Origin of the sequence: Roseibium marinum (genome assembly GCF_002906165.1) — a bacterium.
Classification (GTDB): Bacteria; Pseudomonadota; Alphaproteobacteria; order Rhizobiales; family Stappiaceae; genus Roseibium; species Roseibium marinum.
The window spans coordinates 1-19,942 of record NZ_PPCN01000004.1 but is presented as its reverse complement, the minus strand read 5'-3'; the positions used below and the strand labels follow the sequence as shown (position 1 = coordinate 19,942).

Here is a 19,942-nt window from a genome sequence, read left to right as displayed (position 1 = left end):
GAACTCCAGCTTTCCCTGTCCGGCGCTGTGCCGGGCAGGGGCCCTCGACAGGGGCATCAAACCTTCCGGGCAGACCTGACCTCATGAAGACAACAAAAAAGATCGATCCATCGAAACGGGCCGAACGCGTCAGCTGGATGCTGGTGACGCCGCTGGCCTGCGTTCTCGGGTTCTTTCTGCTGCTGCCTATCCTGACCATCGTTACGGTCAGCTTCTGGAACTTCAACGAGTGGTCGTTCTTTCCCGATTTCATTCTCGACAACTACGCCTACCACCTGACGTCGGCGGTGACCTGGGCAACCTATCTGAAGACGCTGAAATTCATGGTGCTGACCTGGTGCTTCTGTGCCGTCATCGGCTTTACCGTGGCGTATTTCCTCGCCTTTCATGTCCGCTCCCTGCCGGTACAGATCGCGCTGTTCCTGGTGTGCACCATTCCGTTCTGGACCTCGAACATCATCCGGATGATTTCCTGGATCCCGTTCCTGGGGCGCAACGGCATCGCCAACTCCAGCCTGATCGGTCTCGGCGTCATCGACGAGCCGCTGGAATGGCTGCTTTATTCCGATTTCGCGGTGGTACTCGCTTTCGTGCATCTCTACGCGCTGTTCATGGTCGTTCCGATTTTCAACACCATGATGCGGATCGACAAATCCCTGATCGAGGCGGCGCGCGATGCGGGTGCAAGCGGCCTGCAGATCCTCACCAACGTCATCATACCGCTGGCCAAACCCGGCATCATGATCGGGTCGATTTTCGTGGTGACCCTGGTGATGGGCGATTTCATCACCGTGCGCCACATGTCGGGCGGTCAAAGCGCCTCGGTCGGCCGGATCATCTCCAACGAGATCGCGCTTCTGCAATATCCGGCGGCGGCGGCGTCTTCCGTGGTGCTTCTGTGCACCGTCCTCTTGATGATCGGTGTGATGATGCGCTTTGTCGACATTCGCAAGGAGCTGTGACCATGGAACCGAGATCCCGCTCCTTTTATGTTCTCGCAGGCTTTTTCGCGCTCTTCGTGATCTTTCTTTACGGCCCGGTGATCACCATCGGTATCCTGTCGTTTCAGGGGCCCAGGGGCGGCTTGACGTTTCCGATGAACGGGGTTTCGGTCCACTGGTTCCATGATCTGTTCGAGCAGCAGGCGGTCGGCGATATCTGGGGCTCCTTCCGCCGCTCCTTCGCGCTTGGACTGATGGTCATGAGTGTGACCGTGGTGCTGTCGGTCATGGGCGGTATGGCCTTCCGCCGCAAATTTCGCGGATCCTCCGTGCTGTTCTACCTGATCATCGCCAGCCTGATCGTCCCGTCGATCCTGGTGTCGCTGGGTGTCGGCCTGATCTTCAACATTCTGGATCTGGAAGTGCACTGGGCGACGTCGGGCTTCGGATCGCAACTGACCTGGACGCTGCCGTTCGGGCTTTTGATCATGTTCGCCGTCTTCAATCGTTTCGACAAATCCTATGAGGAAGCGGCCCGCGATCTTGGAGCGTCGCCCTGGCAGACCGTGCGTCATGTGGTTTTGCCGATCATCGCGCCCATGCTGATCGGCGTCGCCCTGTTCGGCTTCACCCTGTCTTACGATGAATTCGCGCGCACCCTGCTGACGGCGGGGTCCTACAACACCCTGCCGCTGGAAATCTTCGGCATGACGACCAATGTCACGTCGCCGGTTCTTTATGCCCTCGGCACCCTGACGACGGTGTTTTCGTTCTTCATCATAGGCACATTCCTGACCATCGTTGTCGTGATGCGCAAGCGTCAGGCCAGGAGCAGTTCCGATGCCGGATCAGGGCTGGTGTGAGGGGCATGGTTCGCGGCAAGGATCCCCTGCATATTCTGGTCATCAATCCGAACACGACGGCTTCGATGACCGCCAAGATCGGGGTGGCGGCAATTGCCGCCGCACGTCCGTCCACCCGGATAACCGCCGTCAATCCACACACCGGTCCGGCCGCCATCCAGGGGAGGAAGGATGGGGAAGCGGCTCTTCCCGGCTTGTTCGCGCTTGTGGAGGACTGGCTCGCGGGACCGCAGAACGTGGATGCGATCATTATCGCCTGCTTCGACGATACCGGCCTTTGGGAGCTCAAGCAGCGGTGTCCGTTTCCGGTCCTCGGCATCGGCGAGGCCGCCTATCACATGGCGGCCTTGAGTGCCGTGCGGTTTTCGGTCGTGACCACACTGTCCGTTTCCGTCCCGGTTCTGGAGGACAACCTGCGCAAGACAGGATTGATGGCGCGGTGCGCGCAGGTTCGTGCCTCGGAGGTTCCGGTTCTGGCGCTTGAAGAGGAGGGCAGTGCAGGGCGATCGAAAATCGAAACCGAGATCGCGGCGGCCCTGGCGGAAAACGACATCGGCGCCATCGCGCTGGGCTGCGCGGGAATGGCCGATCTTGCCGAAGATCTCAGTGACAAATTCAAGATCCCGGTCATCGACGGTATCGCGGCAGCCGTCAGGTTGATTGAGGCCCTTCCGCATCGGCGCAATAGCTTGACCTGAAACGGACGGTGGATCTGGCCGAATTGGGTTTTCAGCTATCCCGCCTTGCATGTGATTTTCAATGCACCGGTCAAGGCAACTGCTTCATCTGTTCAAGTTGTAATTGTTCAGGATCCGGGCTGCGGCATTGCGGGCGTGATCGGCGATATTCGGATCCCGCGTGATCAGGGCGGCGACAATGGCGCCATCGATCAGTAGCGCCAGTTCATGGGTCAGTCCCTCGGCATCTTCCGGCCGGGCCTCACGGGCCAGCTCGCGGATCTTGTCGAGGACGACGGTCTTGTGCCGGAGGGCGATAGCCCGCATGCGGTCATCGTCCTTGTCGTGCTCCGCAACGGCGTTGATGAAGGGACAGCCGTAGAAGTGCTCTTCGGCAAACCATTTCTTCAGGATATCGAACAGGTGGACGAGCTTATCCGAGGGACTGCCGGGCAGGGCGTCGACCTCTTCGACAAACCATTTTCTCCAGGTTTCACCTTCCCGCTCCAGAACCGCTTCGACGAGGCCTTCTTTTGAACCGAAGGCCTTGTAGAGAGTTGTTTTCGCGGTTCCCGCGGCAGCGATCACGGCGTCTACTCCGGTCGCATTGATGCCCTGCTTGCAGAAGAGGTCTGACGCGGCGAGCAAGAGCCGCTCGCGTGCCGCCCCCCGTCCGGAAGCCTGGGATGTGATTCCGGAGTTTTCCGAACAGGCATTTTGTGAAAGGGGCACGGGGACCTCTCTTAAAGCTACCGACCGATCTGTATCCTTTGCTTAGCCGACCCGTTTGCGCATTTCAATCCGGTAGCGGCCGGTAGCGGCAGGCAAATAAAGGTGAACCTGAGGTGCACCGGGCGCGGAAATAGGCGCTTGGCATGGTCATTCGATCTCAATTTGTGCAGCGCAGCCGTTTCGGAAATTTGCCGAAAAGCAGAAAATATCAATGAAAACAATTGGAAATGAAGAAAACGACCAATTGGCATGGTCCCTGCTTATAGGAAACAGAACGGTATGTATCATGCTTGAGGCGGTCTATGACAAATGGTGCGCATATTCAGACGATCGGGGTCTCCCACACATACAAGGGGGGAGGGACGCGGGCTCTCGGGCAGATCGATCTGGAAATTTGTCCCGGTGAAGCGCTTGCGCTGATCGGGCGGTCAGGCTGTGGCAAGTCTACTCTGCTGCACATCCTGTCCGGGCTGTCATTGCCGACCGAAGGTAAGGTACTGGTCGACGGCACCCGGATAACGGAGCCATCACCGAGCCGGATCATGATGTTTCAGGCGCCCAGCCTGTATCCCTGGATGAGCGTCGAGCAGAACGTCGGGCTCGGCCTGCGCTTCAATGGCAAGATGAACGAGGCCGGCAGACGCATTCCCGAAGTGCTGGAGCTCGTTGAACTGGGCGATTATGCGAAACGCAACGTTCAGGATCTCTCCGGTGGTCAGCAACAGCGTGTCGCTCTTGCCAGGTCCCTTGCATTGAAACCGGAGGTTCTGCTGCTCGACGAGCCTCTCTCGGCTCTCGATGCCTTCACCCGTCACGCGCTGCAAAGGGATATTCGCCGGATCTGCAAGGACCTCGGCATCACGCTTGTGCTCGTTACTCACGACATCAACGAAGCTGTGATGATGGCGGACCGTGCGCTGGTGATGAAAGCCGATCCAGGCGACATCGAAGCCGAAATCAGGATCCCGATCTCGGGTGACCGCCTGCCATCGATGGCTGCCTTCGGCGATGCGCGCCGTGAACTCGTCGCCGCCTATGAGGCCGCGGCAGGCATGGCGATGGCCGAGGCGCAGAGTTTCATTCCCCAGGACAGCCTGAACACGCCAACGCCCATTGACCGGCTGGCCGCCAATTGACCCGTTTTCCAGACAACAGAGGCACCTGACCATGAGCAAATCCGATAGCAATTATCTCGACAGCCTGAAAAACGAAGAGTTTGACTGGGCGATGCAGAAATGGGCCGGCGAGGCCTATGCAGGAGATTACTCGCGCCGTGAAATGCTGAGCATGTTCGCCAAGGGCGGTCTGTTCGCGTCGCTGTCCGGACTTCTGTCGTCATTGCCTCAGATGTCTTATGCCCAGGACGATGAAGTCGTGCGTATCGGCTATCTGCCGATCACCGATGCGACCGCACTTCTGGTGGCCCATGCCAAGGGTTTCTTCGCCGATGAGGGGCTGGAGGCGGAACGCCCGACCCTGATCCGCGGATGGTCGCCTCTGATCGAGGGCTTCGTCTCCAACAAGTTCAATGTGGTGCACTTCCTCAATCCGATTCCGATCTGGATGCGCTACAACAACAACTTCCCGGTCAAGATCATGGCCTGGGCACATACCAACGGTTCCGGCCTTGTCGTTGGTAAACACACCGACATCACCGACTTTTCCCAGCTTGGCGGCAAACAGGTCGCGGTGCCGTTCTGGTATTCGATGCACAACATCGTCCTGCAGTACGCCTTGAGAGCATCTGGCGTAACGCCGGTGATCAAGGGGCCGGGCGAGCCGCTGGCGGCAAACGAGTGCAATCTTCAGGTCATGGCACCACCGGAAATGCCGGCATCTCTCGCTGCCCGGAAACTGGACGCCTACATCGTCGCAGAACCCTTCAACGCCCTTGGTGAAATGAAGGCCGGTGCACGGATGCTGCGTTTCACCGGCGATATCTGGAAGAACCACCCCTGTTGTGTGCTCTGCATGCATGAGGAAGCGACGAAGGCACGTCCCGAGTGGACCCAGAAGGTGGTCAACGCGGTGGTGCGCGGTGCGATCTACGCCTCGACCAACAAGGCTGAGGTCGCGCAGATCATTTCCAAGAACGGCGAAGGTTATCTTCCGGCCCCGGGGCCGGTCGTCAAACGTGCGATGACCGAATACGACATGCCCGCCTACCGGGAGAGCGGTGCGGTCAAGCATGTTGACGAGTGGAAAAACGGACGGATCGACTTTCAGCCGTGGCCTTACCCCTCGGCAACCAGGCTGACCGTCGAGCAAATGAAGGAAACCGTGGTTGGCGGTGACAAGGAATTTCTCGCCGGTCTCGATCCGGCCTTCGTCGCCGACGATCTGGTCGACCGCAGCTTCGTGAAGGCGTCGCTGGAAAAATACCCGGAGTGGAAGAACGATCCTTCGGTCAATCCGGGTGACCCCTACAACCGCGAGGAGGTCCTGTCGCTGTGAGTCAGGCGAGCCCAATCACAACGCGGGAGGCCGGATTCGCACCGGCCTACTCACCCGGCAGCAGCAAGGCCTTTCTGTCCGAGAACATGAAAAGCCGTATCGGCGGCGGACTGGAAAGCCTCGGCTATACATTGGCCGGAATGGTCTTGCTGCTGGCCGTCTGGTGGCTCGGAGGGCGCATGGTTGCGGCCTCCGACGATCTCTATGCCTTCGCCGATTTCGCACCCGTGCCGACCTTGATCCGGCTGACGGACATGATCCGGACAGGGGAAGCGTTTCAGATAACGGTTCCCAGCCTGTTCAGGATCGCCTCCGGGTTGTTCTGGGCCATCGCCATCGGAGTGCCTGTCGGTATTCTGGTCGGAGCCATCGCGGGCTTCCGCAAGCTAACGAATGTGCCGTTTCAGTTCCTCCGGATGATTTCGCCGCTGTCGTGGATGCCCATCGCGGTCATGGCTTTTGCCACCTGGGAAGGCGCGATTGTGTTCCTGATTTCGGTTGCCGCCATCTGGCCGGTCCTGTTTTCGACGGCCTCCGGTCTCAGGCGCATTGAACCTTCCTGGTTCAAGGTCGCCCGCAACCTGGGCGCCCGGCCCTGGCACATGCTGTTCGTCATCATCCTGCCGGCGATCTCCCAGGACATCCTGTCCGGCATCCGCCTGGCGCTCGGTGTCGCCTGGATCATCCTCGTTCCGGCCGAATACCTCGGGGTCACCTCCGGGCTCGGCTACGCCATCAACGACGCCCGCGACACGCTCGAATACGACCGGCTCGCGGCCACCGTCGTGATCATCGGGGTGATTGGTTTCAGCCTCGATTCCCTGTTGCAGCTGGCCATCGCAAAACTCAGCTGGCTGCGATCATCCTGATTTCATTTTGCCCAAGGAAACCAAGAAGGAGAAACGAATGTCCGAACCTGCAACAGCCCTGACGGGATGTTTGGCGCCTATCGACAAGGGCGGTCTCGATGCCCTGATCGAGAATGGCAAGAAGAATCCGAAAGCGGTCAAGACCCTGAAGTGCAAGACGGTTGCCGAAGGCCGCTTCCGGCATGCCAACTACATCCGCGACCTTGATCCCTACATCGTCGACGAACCGCCGGGCCTTTTGGGTGATGACACCGCGCCGAACCCGTCCGAAGCGTCTCTGGCAGCTCTTGGCTCGTGCATTGCCGTTGGTCTGCACGCCAACGCGGTGCACCGGGGGATAACCATCAATTCGCTCGAAGTTGAACTCGAGGGCGATCTCAACATCACCGCTGTCTGGGGCACGGGCGATGTCAGCGAAAAGCCGGTCGGTTTCACCGACGTGCGGATCAACGTCCACATGGACGCGGACGCTCCGCAGGAAACCATCGACGAGCTGATCGCTCATGTGTGCCAGTGGTCGCCGGTGTTCAACACCTTCTCACGGCCCGTGAACATGGTCGCGGCGTCGCTCTGATGCAACCGATCCGCCCCGCCGCAGGCGGGGCGGATCGTCCCGAAAATCAATTCCCGTCCGTGGAACGAGGAGGTGTGAAGATGAACGCACAGGTACAGCTCAAGACGGTCGAAGATGCGATCTCGCCGGAGAGCGTCGAGAGCATTTTGGCGAATGTGGCGCAGATCGCGAAGACCGACCTTGCTCCTCTCGTCCACGACATCGATCTGAAGGGCGTTTACCCGGAAGCCGTGATGCGCGCGCTCGGTCGCGCCGGCGCTTTTGGCCAACATGCCCCGATGAGCGCGGCGGAGGCCGATGCCCCGGATGCCTTCGATCTCGAAACCGCTATCCGTGCCATGACGAGGGTCGGTGAGGAATGCCTCTCGACGGCCTTTTGCGTCTGGTGCCAGGACGCGCTCGCCTGGTACATCGCCAATTCCGAAAACGAAACGCTCAAGCAGACCCTGGGCCCGAAGATCGCCAGCGGAGACGTCCTCGGCGGCACCGGCCTGTCCAACCCGATGAAATCGCTCTTCGGCATTGAAAAGCTCCGCCTCAAGGGCGTCAGGGTAGAAGGAGGCTATGAGGTCACCGGCACCTTGCCCTGGGTGTCCAACCTGGGTGAGGACCATCATTTCGGTATCGTCTTTGCCTTGCCGGATGAGGGCGAACGGAAGGTCATGGCCGTTGCCGATTGTTCCGGTGAGGGCGTGAAGATCTCCGAGAACGATGATTTCGTCGCGCTCGATGGCACCCGGACTTTCGGCATTCAATTGCGCAAGGCGTTTATCCCGGTGGAGAGCGTGCTTGCAGATCCGATAGACGACTACATTCCGCGCATCCGGGCCGGGTTCATCCTGCTTCAGGCCGGCATGGCCTTCGGCATGATCCGGTCGTGTATCGACCTCATGGATCAGGCCGGACAATCCCTGTCCCACGTCAATTGCCATCTTCCGGATCAGCCGGATGATTTTCGCGAGCAACTCGCAGCGATGGAGCAGGAGGTCTTCGAGCTGGCCAGGACGCCGTTCGATACGTCCAGGGAGTATTTCATTCGCGTCATCAAGGCTCGCCTTGCGGCAGGCGATGCTTCGGTCGCAGCCGCACACAACGCGATGCTTCATTGCGGCGCGCGAGGCTATGTGCGGCGCGGCGCGGCTCAGAGGAAACTTCGTGAGGCCTATTTCGTGGCCATCGTAACACCCGCCACCAAACAGCTCAGAAAGATGCTGGCGGATTTTGGGGCTGCCTGATCACACCGAATTTTTGAAAACCAAGGAGCAATGACTATGACGGATGGAAGTTTGATTTCTCCCGCAGGCCTTGAAAGCCTCGTCGCAAGTGAGCCCTGTGTCGTGATCGATACCCGTGCACCGGAAGCCTATGCCGCCGGTCATATTCCGGGCGCGGTCAATCTGCATGACATCTTCACCTATCTGGCAACGTCTTCGCCCGAAGGCATTGCGGAACTCCGGGGCAAGTTCGCGGAGGAGTTCGGCTCGGTCGGCCTGTCCGGCGCGGAAACGGCCGTGATTTACGAACAGTCGATGGCAACCGGCTTCGGTCAGTCCTGCCGCGGCTATTTCCTGCTGCAATATCTGGGTTATCCGAAGATCAAGGTCCTGCATGGCGGCTATGAGGCCTGGGAGGCAGCCGGTCTTTCGACATCAACCGACGCTGTCGCTCCGCAACCGAAGACCTTCCCCGTATCCGACATCGGCGCGGAATTGATGATGGACGTCGCCGACATGATGGAGGCGATCAAGAGCGAAGGTGTCGTCAAGCTGGACGTGCGCGACATCGACGAGTGGATCGCGGAAAGCTCGTCGCCATACGGCAAGGATTTTTGCCCGCGCAAGGGGCGGATTCCGGGTGCCAGATGGATCGAGTGGTACCGGATGATGAAGCCGACGGCATCGGGGCCGATGATCAAGTCGAAGGACGAGGTCCTCGCGGAATGCGCCACGGTGGGCATCACGCCGGAAACGCCGGTTGCCATCTACTGCTTCAAGGGCGCGCGTGCGTCGAACACCTATCTGGCGCTCAAGGAGGCTGGCGTGAAAGACGTCAAGATCTATTTCGGCTCCTGGAACGAGTGGTCTCGCGATCCCGCGCTTCCGATCGAGGAAGGTCTGCCTTTTTAAAAGGCTGAACCGCACCGGCGGCGGCAGCCTGCCGCCGGTGTCCTGACGGGAAAACAGGACTTAGAGAATGAACGCGCCGATTGTGATTGTTGGAGCCGGGCAGGCCGGAATGAAAGCCGCTGAGACATTGCGGTCCAAGGGGTATGACGGGGATCTCGTGCTTTTCGGGGATGAGCGCTGGTTTCCCTATCAGAGGCCACCGTTGTCGAAAGCCTACCTGAAAGGCAGCATGGCGGAAGAGCAGCTTTACCTGCGGCCTGAAGCCTATTTCGCGGCACAAGCGATCGATCTCCGGTTGGGAACCAGGGTCGACAGTCTGGACGTCCAGTCCAGCAGGGTCTGGCTGGAGAATGGCGAAAAGCTCGCTTACTCCAGGCTGCTGCTGGCCACGGGAACGCGGGCGCGGCAAATTCCATTGCCGGGTGCAGATCTGGACGGCGTTTTCACCCTCCGCAGCATGGATGATATTTCCCCTCTCCGCGAGGCGCTGGCATGCGCGAGACGCATCGTCATCATCGGCGCAGGCTACGTCGGAATGGAATTCGCCGCAGTAGCTGCGGGCATGGACAAGTCGGTGCAGGTGGTCGAGGCACAGTCCCGGGTGCTCATGCGCTCGGTTGCTCCGGAGATATCGGAGTATTTTCAAACGCTTCACGGCCGGAACGGGGTCGGGTTCCATCTCGGCGTCAATGTCGCGGCCCTTGAGGGGAGCAGTGGTGCTGTCACTGCGGTGAAGCTGGCTGACGGCAGTGCACTGGAGGCGGATCTCGTCCTGGTCGCGGTGGGCGCCGTGCCGGTCACCGGACTTGCCGAGGCGGCGGGGCTTGAGGTCTCGAGCGGCATCGTCGTCGATGAGGCCTGCCGGACATCGGCGCCGGATATTTTTGCCGCCGGTGACTGCAGTCTCTATCCCTCGAAGCGCTACGGCAGGCAGTTCCGCCTCGAAAGCGTCCAGAATGCAATCGATCAGGCCAAGGCGGCGGCCTGCGCGATGTTGGGCGAAAGCGTCGCCTACGATCCGGTTCCCTGGTTCTGGTCCGATCAGTTCGACACCAAGCTGCAGATCGCCGGCCTGTCCGAAGGTTACGATCGCACACGGCTGGAAGGCGATCCTGACAGCGGCAGTTTTTCCCTGAGCTACTTTTCCGGCGACCGGCTTCTGGCCGTCGACGCCATCAACGCACCGCGTCAGCACATGCTGGCGCGCAGAGAACTCGCGCAGCTGCCCGAGGCTGCTGCCGCCTGAAACCGAATTGCATAACCACGTCAAACCAGGAGAGCAAACATGAGCACCGTTACGAGCATGCCATCCGCCGATGTCACACTGGCGCCCTTGATGACCAAGCTGGAGATGACCGAACTGGTCATGGCCGCGAAATTCGCAAAGCAGGCAAGCTGGGCGGACATTTCCGCAGCCGCCGGAATGTCCGATGTTTTCGTGGTGTCGGCCTGCCTGGGCCAGAATGCCCTGCCAGCGGAAGCCGCTGCAAAGGTTGCCGGCTTCCTCGGCTTCGGCAATCGCACCAAAGACGTCGAGATCGCCCTTCAACTGCCGCCCAAAAAGGGTCAGGAAGCCGAAACGGTTTCCAAGGATCCGCTGATCTATCGCTTCTTCGAGATCACCTATGTCTATGGCGACACGATCAAGGAGCTGATCCATGAGGAGTTCGGCGACGGAATCATGAGCGCCATCGATTTCGACCTGAAGATCGAGCGGGAAGAGAACCCGAAAGGCGACCGGGTCAAGGTGACCATGTGCGGCAAGTTCCTGCCTTACAATCAGTGGTGATGTGAACCGAAAGGGCGGCCGGACCAACCGGATCCGGTTTGCCCGGTTTGTGTATTATTTATGCGTTTTCAGCTGTTCGCCATCGTGACCGGCACCGGCAAACTCCAGACGCCGGTGCCAGAGCCGTTGGAAACCGACTGACCCCAAAACGCTGAGCTTTCAGGAGCGCAGGTCAACGCGGATCAATTGTCGACGACCCCCGCCGAGATCGCATAGCGGATAAGCTCGGTTGTGTTCCTGGCGCCGAGTTTTTTCTTGATCGCGGAAGAGGTGTTGGCGGCTGTCTTGTAGCTGACGCGAAGCGCGTCCGCGATCTTCTGGAGGTCATCGCCCTGTCCAAGCAGGCGCAGAACCTGATACTCGCGTTCGCTCAACATGGACAGCGGGTCGGCATGCCCGCCGATCTTCGACGTTGCGACCGCCATGGCCATTTCATGTTCCAGATAGACTTTTCCCGCTTCCAGCGCCTGAACCGCGGCATGGAATTGTTCCGGGCCGGAATTCTTCGTCAGATATCCCGCGGCACCCGCGGATAGGGCCTTGGCGACGAAAACGGCTTGTTCGTTCATCGAGAAGACGAGGATGCGCGCTGCCGGCACATGCCGCAGCAAAGGTTCGATCAGGTTCAGCCCGCCGAGACCGGGCATGCCGAGGTCGAGAACGATGAGGGTGGGGGTGTGTGCTTTCGCCAGGGACAGGGCGTCCTGGTCGGTCAGGGCCTCCAGAACCTGACTGTACTCCAATTCGCGAAGAAGCTGCCCGCACCCCAGGTGGGTGACCGGATGATCGTCGATGATGAGCGCCGTTTTCATGAAGCTGCCTGCAATAGCGAAGGATGGTCGGAAGATATCAGCATGGGCAGACGCGATACCAGTCTTGTTCCCCCGCCTTCAGTCGCATCGATGCTCAAATGGCCTCCAACCGCGCGGATCCGGTCCCGCATGGCCGTCAAACCCCTGCCTTCGTTTCGTTCGCCGGTCATGCCCACGCCATCGTCCTCAACACCGAGAAGCAGCATGGGGCCGCACTCTGTTTCCTGCCGCGACAGGGACACGATGATGCGGCCGGGTCTGCCGTGCCGAAGTGCATTGGTCGCGCCTTCCTGGAAAAAGCGATAAACAGTGAGATCGACGATCTCGGGTGTCTGCGGCAACAGTTTGGGAAAATCCACGCGCCAGTCGACAGCGGGGTGGGTTTTGCGGAACGCCGCGAAAAGATCCAGAAGAGCATCGATCAGCGGCAGTTGGCCGATTGCCATCGGCCTGAGCGTCGTCAGCAGGCGGCTGTTGGAGGCCTGGATCTGCGCGACAATCGACTGAATGCTTGAAGCGTCCCGCGCAAGGTCCGCGTCGTTGTTGGCTTCAGCGGCGCGGGCAACAGCCGATGCCTTGACTTTCAATCCGAAGAGACATGGCCCGAACTCGTCATGGAGTTCCATGGCGATGGAGCGGCGTTCCGCGTCGCCAAGCTCCACAATCCGGCGGTTCAGCCTGGCCCGATCCGCCTCGGCCGTCTCCAAGGCTTGCGAAAGCGCGTCGAAGCCCTCGAATATCGGTGTCAGGTCAGCACTTGCGCCGCGCCCAACCCGGACCGAATGCTTTCCCTGCCGAAGCTGGGCGAGCGCCGTGCGCAGCGTATCGAGGGGGCGCAGGGTCCGGTTGACCAGCACCACCATGATCAACGCGGACACAAGCGCGGTTCCCGCCACGATCCAGATCATGCTGGCAACGTCATGCCAGACCTCGGCGATCTCGTCGCCGGGGGCCGCCGTCATCGAAACATAGCCATGCAATATGCCCTTGGTCTCGATCGGAATTCGCGTTTCCCGTGGCCCGGGCGTTGCCAGGCGCACGAACCAGCCGGGTGCCGCGCCGGGTTCTTCGTCGGCCCTGGAGAGCTTCCGCAAGGGCAGGACACCCCGGCGCGCGTCGAGCAGTGTGATATTGACATGCCGCGGCTCCACCAGGATCTCCGCGAGACGCGGCAGGACTTCCGACGGCGAGGACTGCTGAAGGGCGTAACCCACCGTGGACAGGACAAGCGCCCTTGCGCTGTTCGCGCTGGCATCGATCTCCAGGCGGACCGCCTCCCGGGCATTTGAAACCAGAATTGCGGTCGTCAGGGTGACCGCGGCCAGATGGATCAGACAGATCGAAAGGACTGCCTGATGGTGCAAATGCATTCGGCCGAACACGAACTCCTCCTCATTTCCGACAAGGAAACCGTAGCGCGGTGAACGACATCCGTCGATGAAAGAACCGGCTTGCGGGAACTATTGGCAACAGGCTTGCCGAATGTTCCCGGTGACTTTTGGGAGGCGCGGCGCATGGGGCCACTGTTAGCTTTCAAACCGGAAAAGCAGGAAGGAGCCGGGAAAATCGAACGGTTCGCATCAAAGCCGGATCACCTGGCACCCAAACTGAAGCGCTTGGGACACTGGTCTGTCCTGTCGTGCCTCCTCACGATTGCGGCAACACTCCCCGCCGCAGCGCTGGATATTCGCGCCGCTGTCCTGCGGATTGATTATCCCTCGCTCCTTCCTCTTTCCCGAATGGACCTTCCCGGGGAGGACCGCGCATTTGCCGGCGGCATGCTGGCCACGGAAGACAATCGCACCACGGGGCAATTTCTCGGGCATGACTTCCAGACCGAAACCGTGGCCACGACGCCGGAAGACGCCCGTGCCGATTTCCAGGCACTGGTCGACGCGGGGTATCGCCTGTTTGTCATTGTGGCCGAAGCGGAAGACCTTCTGGCTTTGTCCGATGGTGCCCCGGCCGACACCCTGTTGTTCAATGCCTGGTCGGGCGACGTTTCGCTCAGGTCCGAAAACTGCCGTGCGAATACGCTGCATGTTGCGCCGAGCGACGCCATGCGCGCCGACGCGGTCGCTCAGTTTCTGGCCTGGAAGCGATGGAACCGCTGGTTCCTGATCGGCGGGTCGAACGAAAAGGACATCCGGCTGACGCAGGCTTATGCCGCGTCCGCGGAAAAATTCGGCGCACAGGTCGTGGAAAGCCGCACATTTGAAGACACCGGCGGCTCCCGGGTTTCCGATTCGGGCCACGTGCTGGTTCAGCGGCAAATTCCGGTGTTCACACAAGATGCGGCGGACCACGATGTCGTCGTTGCGGCCGATGCCAGCGAGGTTTTCGCCGAATATCTGCCCTACCATACCTGGGATGCCGCACCGGTCGCCGGGTCCGCGGGCCTGCGTCCGCTCTCATGGGCCCCCACTCACGAAAGCTGGGGGGCGACCCAGATACAGCGGCGCTTCGAGAAACTCGCCGGGCGCTATATGGCGGAAGCGGACTACCAGACCTGGCTGTCGCTCCGGATCATCGGTGAGGCCGTTACGCGAACGGGGGCCGCAGATGCCGCTACGTTGCGGACCTATATCCTGTCCGACGCGTTCGAACTGGCCGCGTTCAAGGGCGTGCCCCTGACCGTGCGTTCCTGGAACGGCCAGGTGCGCCAGCCTCTTCTGCTGTCGAATGGCCGCATGACGGTGAGCGTCTCTCCTCAGGAGGGCTTCCTGCATCAGACATCGCCGCTCGACACGCTGGGGCTGGATGCCTCGGAATCTTCCTGCAAGGAGTTTGAATAACGTGTGCCCGATGACCGGACGTCTCTTCGCGATCCTTTGCCTTGCCGTCATGGCAGCTTCCCCGGCCTTTGCCAACAAGGTGTTTGTGAGCAACGAAAAGGGAAACACCGTCACGGTCATCGACAGTGACACATGGGAGGTTCTTGAGGAGTTTCCCGCCGGCAACCGGCCACGCGGCATCACCATCAGCCCGGATGGCGCGCTGCTATATGTCTGCGCGTCCGACGACGATGCGGTCCGTGTCTTCGACACCGAGACCTATGAGGAGCTTTACACGCTTCCCTCCGGCCCGGACCCGGAGCTGTTCGTCATTCATCCTTCGGGGGACCGGCTCTATATCGCCAATGAGGACGACAATCTCGTAACGGTGACGGACACGCACAGCCATACGGTTCTCGCCGAGGTGCCGGTCGGGGTCGAGCCCGAGGGCATGGCGATCAGCCCGGATGCGAAATGGGTTGTCAACACGTCGGAAACGACGAACATGGCCCACTTCATCTCCACGGCGGACTACAAGATCAGGCACAATGTGCTGGTCGACCAGCGCCCGCGCTACGCGCAGTATTCCAGCGACGGATCGAAACTCTTCGTGACCTCGGAGATCGGCGGCACGGTCAGCGTCATGGAGATCGATGACGAAGGCGCGCCGACCCTCGTTCACAAGATCGGTTTCCAGGTCCCCGGTGTCCTGCCGGAATGGCTGCAGCCGGTTGGCGCCAGGATCACGAAGGACGGCAAATGGCTGTTCGTCGCGCTCGGTCCGGCAAACCGTGTCGCCGTGGTGAATGCCGAGACCTACGAGGTGGAAAAATACATTCTCGTCGGCCAGCGCGTCTGGCAACTCGACTTCACCCCTGACGAGAAATACCTGGTCACGACAAACGGCAATTCCAACGACGTCACCGTGATCGATGTCGAGGCCCGCGAAGCCATCAAATCCGTTCAGGTGGGGCAGCAGCCCTGGGGTGTTGTCGTGCAGCCGGACCGGTAAACAACAGGGAGAGACACTTCGATGAAACGCATATTTCTGGCCTCGCTCATGGCGGTATTGGCCCACCCCGCGCTCGCCGCGCCGCTGTGTGACGATCTCGGCTTCGCGGGGCTTCTGGCGTCCTGCAACCGGGGCGAGCCGATCGAGCTGACCCTGGCATCCGGCCAGCCGCTTTCCAAGGAGGGCTCCTATGCCCTTCAGTCCGGCGCCTACTACAAGATTTTCATCACCGCCGACGGGTCGGCCGAGCTTGCGATTTCCGGTCCCGATTTCTTCCGGGCGATCTGGATGAACGAGATCGTCATCAACCAGATCGAAGTCCGGCCGATGGCCATCGACAGCCTTGAGTTCGACGCGGCGGGAACCGCGGAACTCTCCTTCGTCGCCATCAAGCCGGGAAGCCATACGCTCCGCATTCCCGGCTCCACGGGCGGGTCTCAAAAAGTAACGTTCAACATCCAGTGACATTCATCATTCAGTGACAGGGAGAAACCAGATGAAAACATCGATCATGGCCATGGCCGCCGCGCTCGCCTTTTCCACGGGCGTATATGCCGCCGGCGAAGCGGAGGTCAGCGCCGAAACGGAAGCGGCGATCATGGCCAAACTGACTGAAATGGAATGCCAGATGTCGCCGGACGACATCGAGGTCACCGAGGACGGCTACGAGCTTGACGACGTCATCTGCAAGGGTGGCAAGCAGTTCGACATCGAGCTCGATGCCGAGTTGAACGAGACCGGACGCAGGGCCGAATAACCCGTTAGCAAAGCGAGGTCTCTGGGCTTGTACAACCGCCCAGGGACCTCGTTCGCGCACGGTGTGGTCGGCAGCGCTCAGGCAGCCGTCACGCGCCAGATAATGTCACCCACGTCATCGGCCATCAGAAGCGACTTCCTGTCGGCCCCGATCGTCACGCCGACAGGGCGTCCGTAGGCGATCTTTTCGTCTTCGGACAGGAAGCCGCTCAGTATGTCGCGGGGAGGGCCGTTGGGCTTTCCGTTTTCGAATGGCACGAAGATCAGTTTGTAGCCGCTCAGCTTCGAGCGGTTCCACGATCCATGCTGCCCGATCACCATGCCATCGCCGAACCCCGGCAGGGTGCCTTTGGGCATCCAGCACAGCCCGAGAGACGCCGTGTGTCCGCCCAATGCATAATCCGGCGTGATCGCTCTGGCGACCAGGTCCGCGTCTTGCGGAACCCTGTCGTCCACCGTGTCGCCCCAGTAGCAATAGGGCCAGCCGTAAAAGCCGCCGTCCTGTACAGACGTCAGGTAATCCGGCGGCGTCTCGTCGCCCAGACCGTCCCGTTCGTTGACGACTGTCCACAGCGCCCCGGTCACCGGCTCAAAGGCCGTGCCGACGGCATTGCGCAGGCCCGACGCGAAGATGCGCGCCTTTCCGCTCTCGACATCCAGCTCCCAGATCGCAGCACGCCCTTCTTCCACGTCCATGCCCTGATCGGCGATATTGGTGAGCGATCCGACCCCGGCGTAGATTTTGGACTTGTCAGGCGAGACGATCAGGCTGCGTGTCCAGTGGCCGTGCGGCTTGAAATCCACGAGCTTCTTGCCGTCCCCGGACAGCGATGTGGCCCCCGGGCTATAGTCGAAAACCGAGATGCCGTCGGTGTTGCCGAGGTAGAATTTCGTCCCGACCAGCGCCATGCCGAAGGGCTGGTTCTGGTTCTGGACAAAGACTTCCCGGATCTCGGCGACCCCGTCTCCATCGGCGTCCCGCCACAGGGACACGCGGTTGGCGCTTTCCCCGATGGCTTTGGCCCGTCGCATCGTTGCCTGGGCCGCGCGGTCCATCAGTGTCTTGGGCGGTCCGGCCTTTTCCTTGGATTCGGCCACCAGAACATCGCCGTTCGGCAGAACCTCGATCCACCTTGGATGCTCCAGACCGGAGGCGAAAGCGTTGACCTTCAGCCCCTTCGCGCAGACGGGCAGGCGGCCGTCCTGCCACCCTTTCGCAACAGGCATCTTCAGGGTCATGATCCCCTGTTTCTTCGCCTCCGGAATCGACGGCGCCGCCCCCATGGCCTGATGGGACGGCGCCCCGATCCGCCGCATGAGCGCCACAGCGCCCCCCACCAGTTCCGTTGCCTTCGCGATAAGTTCCATATCCGGCCTCCAAGCTGATTTGCGACCAACGTAGCGGAGGTCAGGGCGGTGTAACAGGGGCTTTTGGCATGTTTGGATTTGGGGCGGAGTTGCGGTCGATCATTGCGCAGCGTTCCGCGATGCGGCTTGTCAGTGCGGCCATTCGGGCAACGGTAGTTTTTTGGCGGAGTGGTGGATTGTGCCGTGTGTAGCGAAAGTCCACTTCGGGCCAAGCGTGGAGATTCTCAACGGATCTGATGCTGGCACTCGGAATCCGGTTTGAAATTGTCACTGAAATTGCTTGTGCCATGTCGGCCTTCCCGCCTCAAAATTAGGGAAGAAGACGTCTACAGATCTAGGATAATTCACTCTTCACGTAGAGCAAGATAGACTGACACGTCAGGTTAGGTAGAATTGTAGACTTGAATGTGTCGGATTCGACTTCGCATAGTTTCTTCATCACTGAAGTAAGTGTTTCGCTGAGGGTATCGGGAAGACCCAATTCAGTTTTACATCCGCAGGCAAGTTTTCTTCGCCCACATTTCATCTGTAGATTGAACTGAAAGACTCGAGTCACAGGACGTATCATGGAGTTTTTTGAAGATCGGCAGGCGGAAGCCATCGCGGATGCGTGGGGCGTCAGTGTCGAGTTGTTAAACGACACATCCTGGGAGTTGGAGACGCTCGACGGCAATGACGGAGAGCTACATGGCTATCTAGTGCGTTTTGATGAAGGGACTGACCCGGATGTGCTTACAAAATTGGGACTTCGACCTGGGAAACTCACTCGTCAGTTGAGCATTAATGCGTTTGATGAACCGGAAGACGATGGATTCGAAGAACAGCTTCAGCGGCAGAGCAACGAAAGACGCGCGTATTACATTGACGAAGACCGTTTCACACCGTCGGCATTTCGTAAGTTGTCGCGTGCACGCAAGGTTAAGGCGATGGTTCAATGGTTTCACAAGAACTATGAAGATCCCGTTGTTCGGACGCCTTATGAAAGCCGAGAAGGAGGTTATCAGTGGATTTGGGGGGGGGCATACGATGCTAGCGAAGAGATTGGGAGCGAGTTTTCGGACCTTGCCGACGACAATCAAATTGAAGTGGCGATAACGGAAGTTACACGTGATGGTTTGTTCGAATGAGCTCCCGTGGAAAGGAGCGAGGATTACGATCAGAACGATGAACTGGATGATGGCATCTTTTCAATTGATGAGCCATTGCCTGATATTTCGGCCTTTGATGACGATGAGGTGGGGGAGTACGAAGACGGTGAGTTTCCCAATCCGCTAGGCCAAGCTCACCTAACGGACGCAAGTGGGCGTTTTCTTACAGATGCTAATGGACGCAGATTGATAGGGAACCGTCCAAGACTACCGCAACAGACGGAACGTCTGTCGGCAGATCGTCTGCGCGGCGAATTGCTTTCGCGCTTGGATGGTCTCGAAGCAGCGTTAAGTAACTATCAAGAACATCTGCCTCCGCGGAACCACAATAATCCGCCTGAGCTCGTTGAGCCTGATCCCATTTCCCCAATCGAAATCAGGATAGTCATTGAGGCGGCTCGTGACTTGAAGGAAGAAGTTAAGAAATCTTCACCGCAGGCCGAGGTTTTAGAAACACGGGCTGCGACCCTTCGAAAAGTGGCGGGCTCGATCCTTTCGTGGATCGCTCGAAAAGCGGACGCCGGAATCGATAGTGTGATCAATTGGGGCGTTCCAATTGCAAGCGCATGGGCATTTGCAGCGCCGGAAAAAGTTTATGCGACGCTCGTCGCTGTCGTGGAAACAGCTTCCTCTTGGGCGGGAGCTACTCCCCATCACTTGGACAACTTCAGGTGCAAATTAAGCTACTCTCTGCCCCTGCTGGTCGGTTTCGATCTGGTTGAAGTAGACCATGGCGGGCGGCTGTCCGCCATGGGCGGCGTGAGGCCGCTGGTGATTGTAGAAGGTGATCCATTTGGCGACGCCGGTTTTGGCCTGCGATCCGGTCTCCCAGGCGTGCAGATAGACGCATTCGTATTTCAAGGAACGCCACAGGCGCTCGATGAAGATGTTGTCGAGGCAACGGCCCTTGCCGTCCATCGAGATCCGGGTGCCGACCCGCTTCAGCCGGTCAGTCCAGGCAAAGGACGTGAACTGCGAACCCTGATCTGTGTTCATTATTTCGGGCGGGCCGAAGCGGTAGATTGCTTCGTTCAACGCCTCAACGCA

The 19,942-nt window shown here is 59.8% G+C and carries 21 protein-coding genes; 16 read left to right on the top strand and 5 right to left on the bottom strand.

The window, feature by feature from the left end:
* The first annotated feature begins 83 nt into the window (after positions 1-83).
* The 3 genes from CLV41_RS11020 to CLV41_RS11010 are packed head-to-tail and all read left to right on the top strand — an operon-like array spanning position 84 to position 2,502.
* Positions 84-962 (top strand): ABC transporter permease, encoded by an 879-nt coding sequence (locus CLV41_RS11020; protein ID WP_103222396.1) that lies wholly within the window; start codon positions 84-86, stop codon positions 960-962.
* A gap of 2 nt (positions 963-964) precedes the next feature.
* Positions 965-1,804, top strand: a complete 840-nt coding sequence (locus tag CLV41_RS11015; protein ID WP_103222395.1) for an ABC transporter permease — start codon at positions 965-967, stop codon at positions 1,802-1,804.
* Between the two features lie 5 nt (positions 1,805-1,809).
* Entirely contained in the window at positions 1,810-2,502 is a 693-nt protein-coding gene (locus CLV41_RS11010) for an aspartate/glutamate racemase family protein (RefSeq protein ID WP_103222394.1), read from the top strand.
* An 84-nt stretch (positions 2,503-2,586) separates the two neighbouring features.
* Here the strand turns inward: CLV41_RS11010 and CLV41_RS11005 are convergent, their stop codons facing one another.
* Positions 2,587-3,213, bottom strand: a complete 627-nt coding sequence (locus CLV41_RS11005) for a TetR/AcrR family transcriptional regulator (RefSeq protein ID WP_408013777.1) — start codon at positions 3,211-3,213, stop codon at positions 2,587-2,589.
* 302 nt (positions 3,214-3,515) lie between these two features.
* On the opposite strand from CLV41_RS11005, the gene CLV41_RS11000 reads away from it, so the two are divergent.
* The 8 genes from CLV41_RS11000 (at position 3,516) to cynS (ending at position 11,025) form a co-directional block, all read left to right on the top strand.
* Positions 3,516-4,349 (top strand): ABC transporter ATP-binding protein, encoded by an 834-nt coding sequence (locus CLV41_RS11000; RefSeq protein WP_103222393.1) that lies wholly within the window; start codon positions 3,516-3,518, stop codon positions 4,347-4,349.
* 31 nt (positions 4,350-4,380) lie between these two features.
* Positions 4,381-5,667, top strand: a complete 1,287-nt coding sequence (locus CLV41_RS10995) for an ABC transporter substrate-binding protein (protein ID WP_235867112.1) — start codon at positions 4,381-4,383, stop codon at positions 5,665-5,667.
* Positions 5,664-6,536 carry an ABC transporter permease gene (locus CLV41_RS10990; RefSeq protein WP_235867111.1) on the top strand — a complete coding sequence of 291 codons (873 nt, stop codon included), beginning with the start codon at positions 5,664-5,666 and terminating at the stop codon, positions 6,534-6,536. Before CLV41_RS10995 ends, CLV41_RS10990 begins: the two co-directional genes overlap by 4 nt.
* Before the next feature lie 37 nt (positions 6,537-6,573).
* Complete coding sequence (locus tag CLV41_RS10985; protein WP_103222392.1) at positions 6,574-7,110, top strand: OsmC family protein; 537 nt, start codon at positions 6,574-6,576, stop codon at positions 7,108-7,110.
* 80 nt (positions 7,111-7,190) lie between these two features.
* Positions 7,191-8,345, top strand: coding sequence for an acyl-CoA dehydrogenase family protein (locus CLV41_RS10980; protein ID WP_103222758.1), 1,155 nt, complete (start codon positions 7,191-7,193; stop codon positions 8,343-8,345).
* A 36-nt stretch (positions 8,346-8,381) separates the two neighbouring features.
* Entirely contained in the window at positions 8,382-9,236 is an 855-nt protein-coding gene (locus CLV41_RS10975) for a sulfurtransferase (protein WP_103222391.1), read from the top strand.
* Between the two features lie 67 nt (positions 9,237-9,303).
* Positions 9,304-10,482 (top strand): NAD(P)/FAD-dependent oxidoreductase, encoded by a 1,179-nt coding sequence (locus tag CLV41_RS10970; protein WP_103222390.1) that lies wholly within the window; start codon positions 9,304-9,306, stop codon positions 10,480-10,482.
* Positions 10,483-10,521: 39 nt separating this feature from the next.
* A complete protein-coding gene (gene cynS, locus CLV41_RS10965) occupies positions 10,522-11,025 on the top strand; it encodes a cyanase (protein ID WP_235867110.1) in 504 nt (167 codons plus the stop codon).
* 182 nt (positions 11,026-11,207) lie between these two features.
* Here cynS and CLV41_RS10960 read toward each other — a convergent pair whose 3' ends face one another.
* Both CLV41_RS10960 and CLV41_RS10955 read right to left on the bottom strand, forming a co-directional pair.
* Positions 11,208-11,837, bottom strand: a complete 630-nt coding sequence (locus CLV41_RS10960; RefSeq protein WP_103222389.1) for a response regulator — start codon at positions 11,835-11,837, stop codon at positions 11,208-11,210.
* Complete coding sequence (locus CLV41_RS10955) at positions 11,834-13,207, bottom strand: histidine kinase (RefSeq protein ID WP_103222388.1); 1,374 nt, start codon at positions 13,205-13,207, stop codon at positions 11,834-11,836. The genes CLV41_RS10960 and CLV41_RS10955 overlap by 4 nt, the downstream gene beginning before the upstream one ends.
* Before the next feature lie 144 nt (positions 13,208-13,351).
* Here CLV41_RS10955 and CLV41_RS10950 point away from each other — a divergent pair, with 144 nt between their 5' ends.
* From CLV41_RS10950 to CLV41_RS10935, 4 genes are read left to right on the top strand one after another with little or no spacing between them, the layout of a single operon-like run.
* A complete protein-coding gene (locus CLV41_RS10950; RefSeq protein WP_103222387.1) occupies positions 13,352-14,632 on the top strand; it encodes an ABC transporter substrate-binding protein in 1,281 nt (426 codons plus the stop codon).
* Between the two features lie 10 nt (positions 14,633-14,642).
* Positions 14,643-15,623, top strand: a complete 981-nt coding sequence (locus CLV41_RS10945) for a YVTN family beta-propeller repeat protein (RefSeq protein ID WP_103222386.1) — start codon at positions 14,643-14,645, stop codon at positions 15,621-15,623.
* Between the two features lie 21 nt (positions 15,624-15,644).
* Entirely contained in the window at positions 15,645-16,088 is a 444-nt protein-coding gene (locus tag CLV41_RS10940) for a cupredoxin domain-containing protein (protein WP_103222385.1), read from the top strand.
* A 31-nt stretch (positions 16,089-16,119) separates the two neighbouring features.
* Positions 16,120-16,380, top strand: a complete 261-nt coding sequence (locus CLV41_RS10935; protein ID WP_103222384.1) for a PepSY domain-containing protein — start codon at positions 16,120-16,122, stop codon at positions 16,378-16,380.
* A 77-nt stretch (positions 16,381-16,457) separates the two neighbouring features.
* On the opposite strand, the gene CLV41_RS10930 is transcribed toward CLV41_RS10935, so the two are convergent.
* Positions 16,458-17,747 carry a PQQ-dependent sugar dehydrogenase gene (locus CLV41_RS10930; RefSeq protein WP_103222383.1) on the bottom strand — a complete coding sequence of 430 codons (1,290 nt, stop codon included), beginning with the start codon at positions 17,745-17,747 and terminating at the stop codon, positions 16,458-16,460.
* A gap of 566 nt (positions 17,748-18,313) precedes the next feature.
* On the opposite strand from CLV41_RS10930, the gene CLV41_RS10925 reads away from it, so the two are divergent.
* Entirely contained in the window at positions 18,314-18,874 is a 561-nt protein-coding gene (locus CLV41_RS10925; protein WP_103222382.1) for a hypothetical protein, read from the top strand.
* Positions 18,875-19,573: 699 nt separating this feature from the next.
* Here CLV41_RS10925 and CLV41_RS10920 read toward each other — a convergent pair.
* On the bottom strand, positions 19,574-19,942 hold a 369-nt coding region (locus CLV41_RS10920), incomplete at its 5' end, for an integrase core domain-containing protein (protein WP_146048555.1).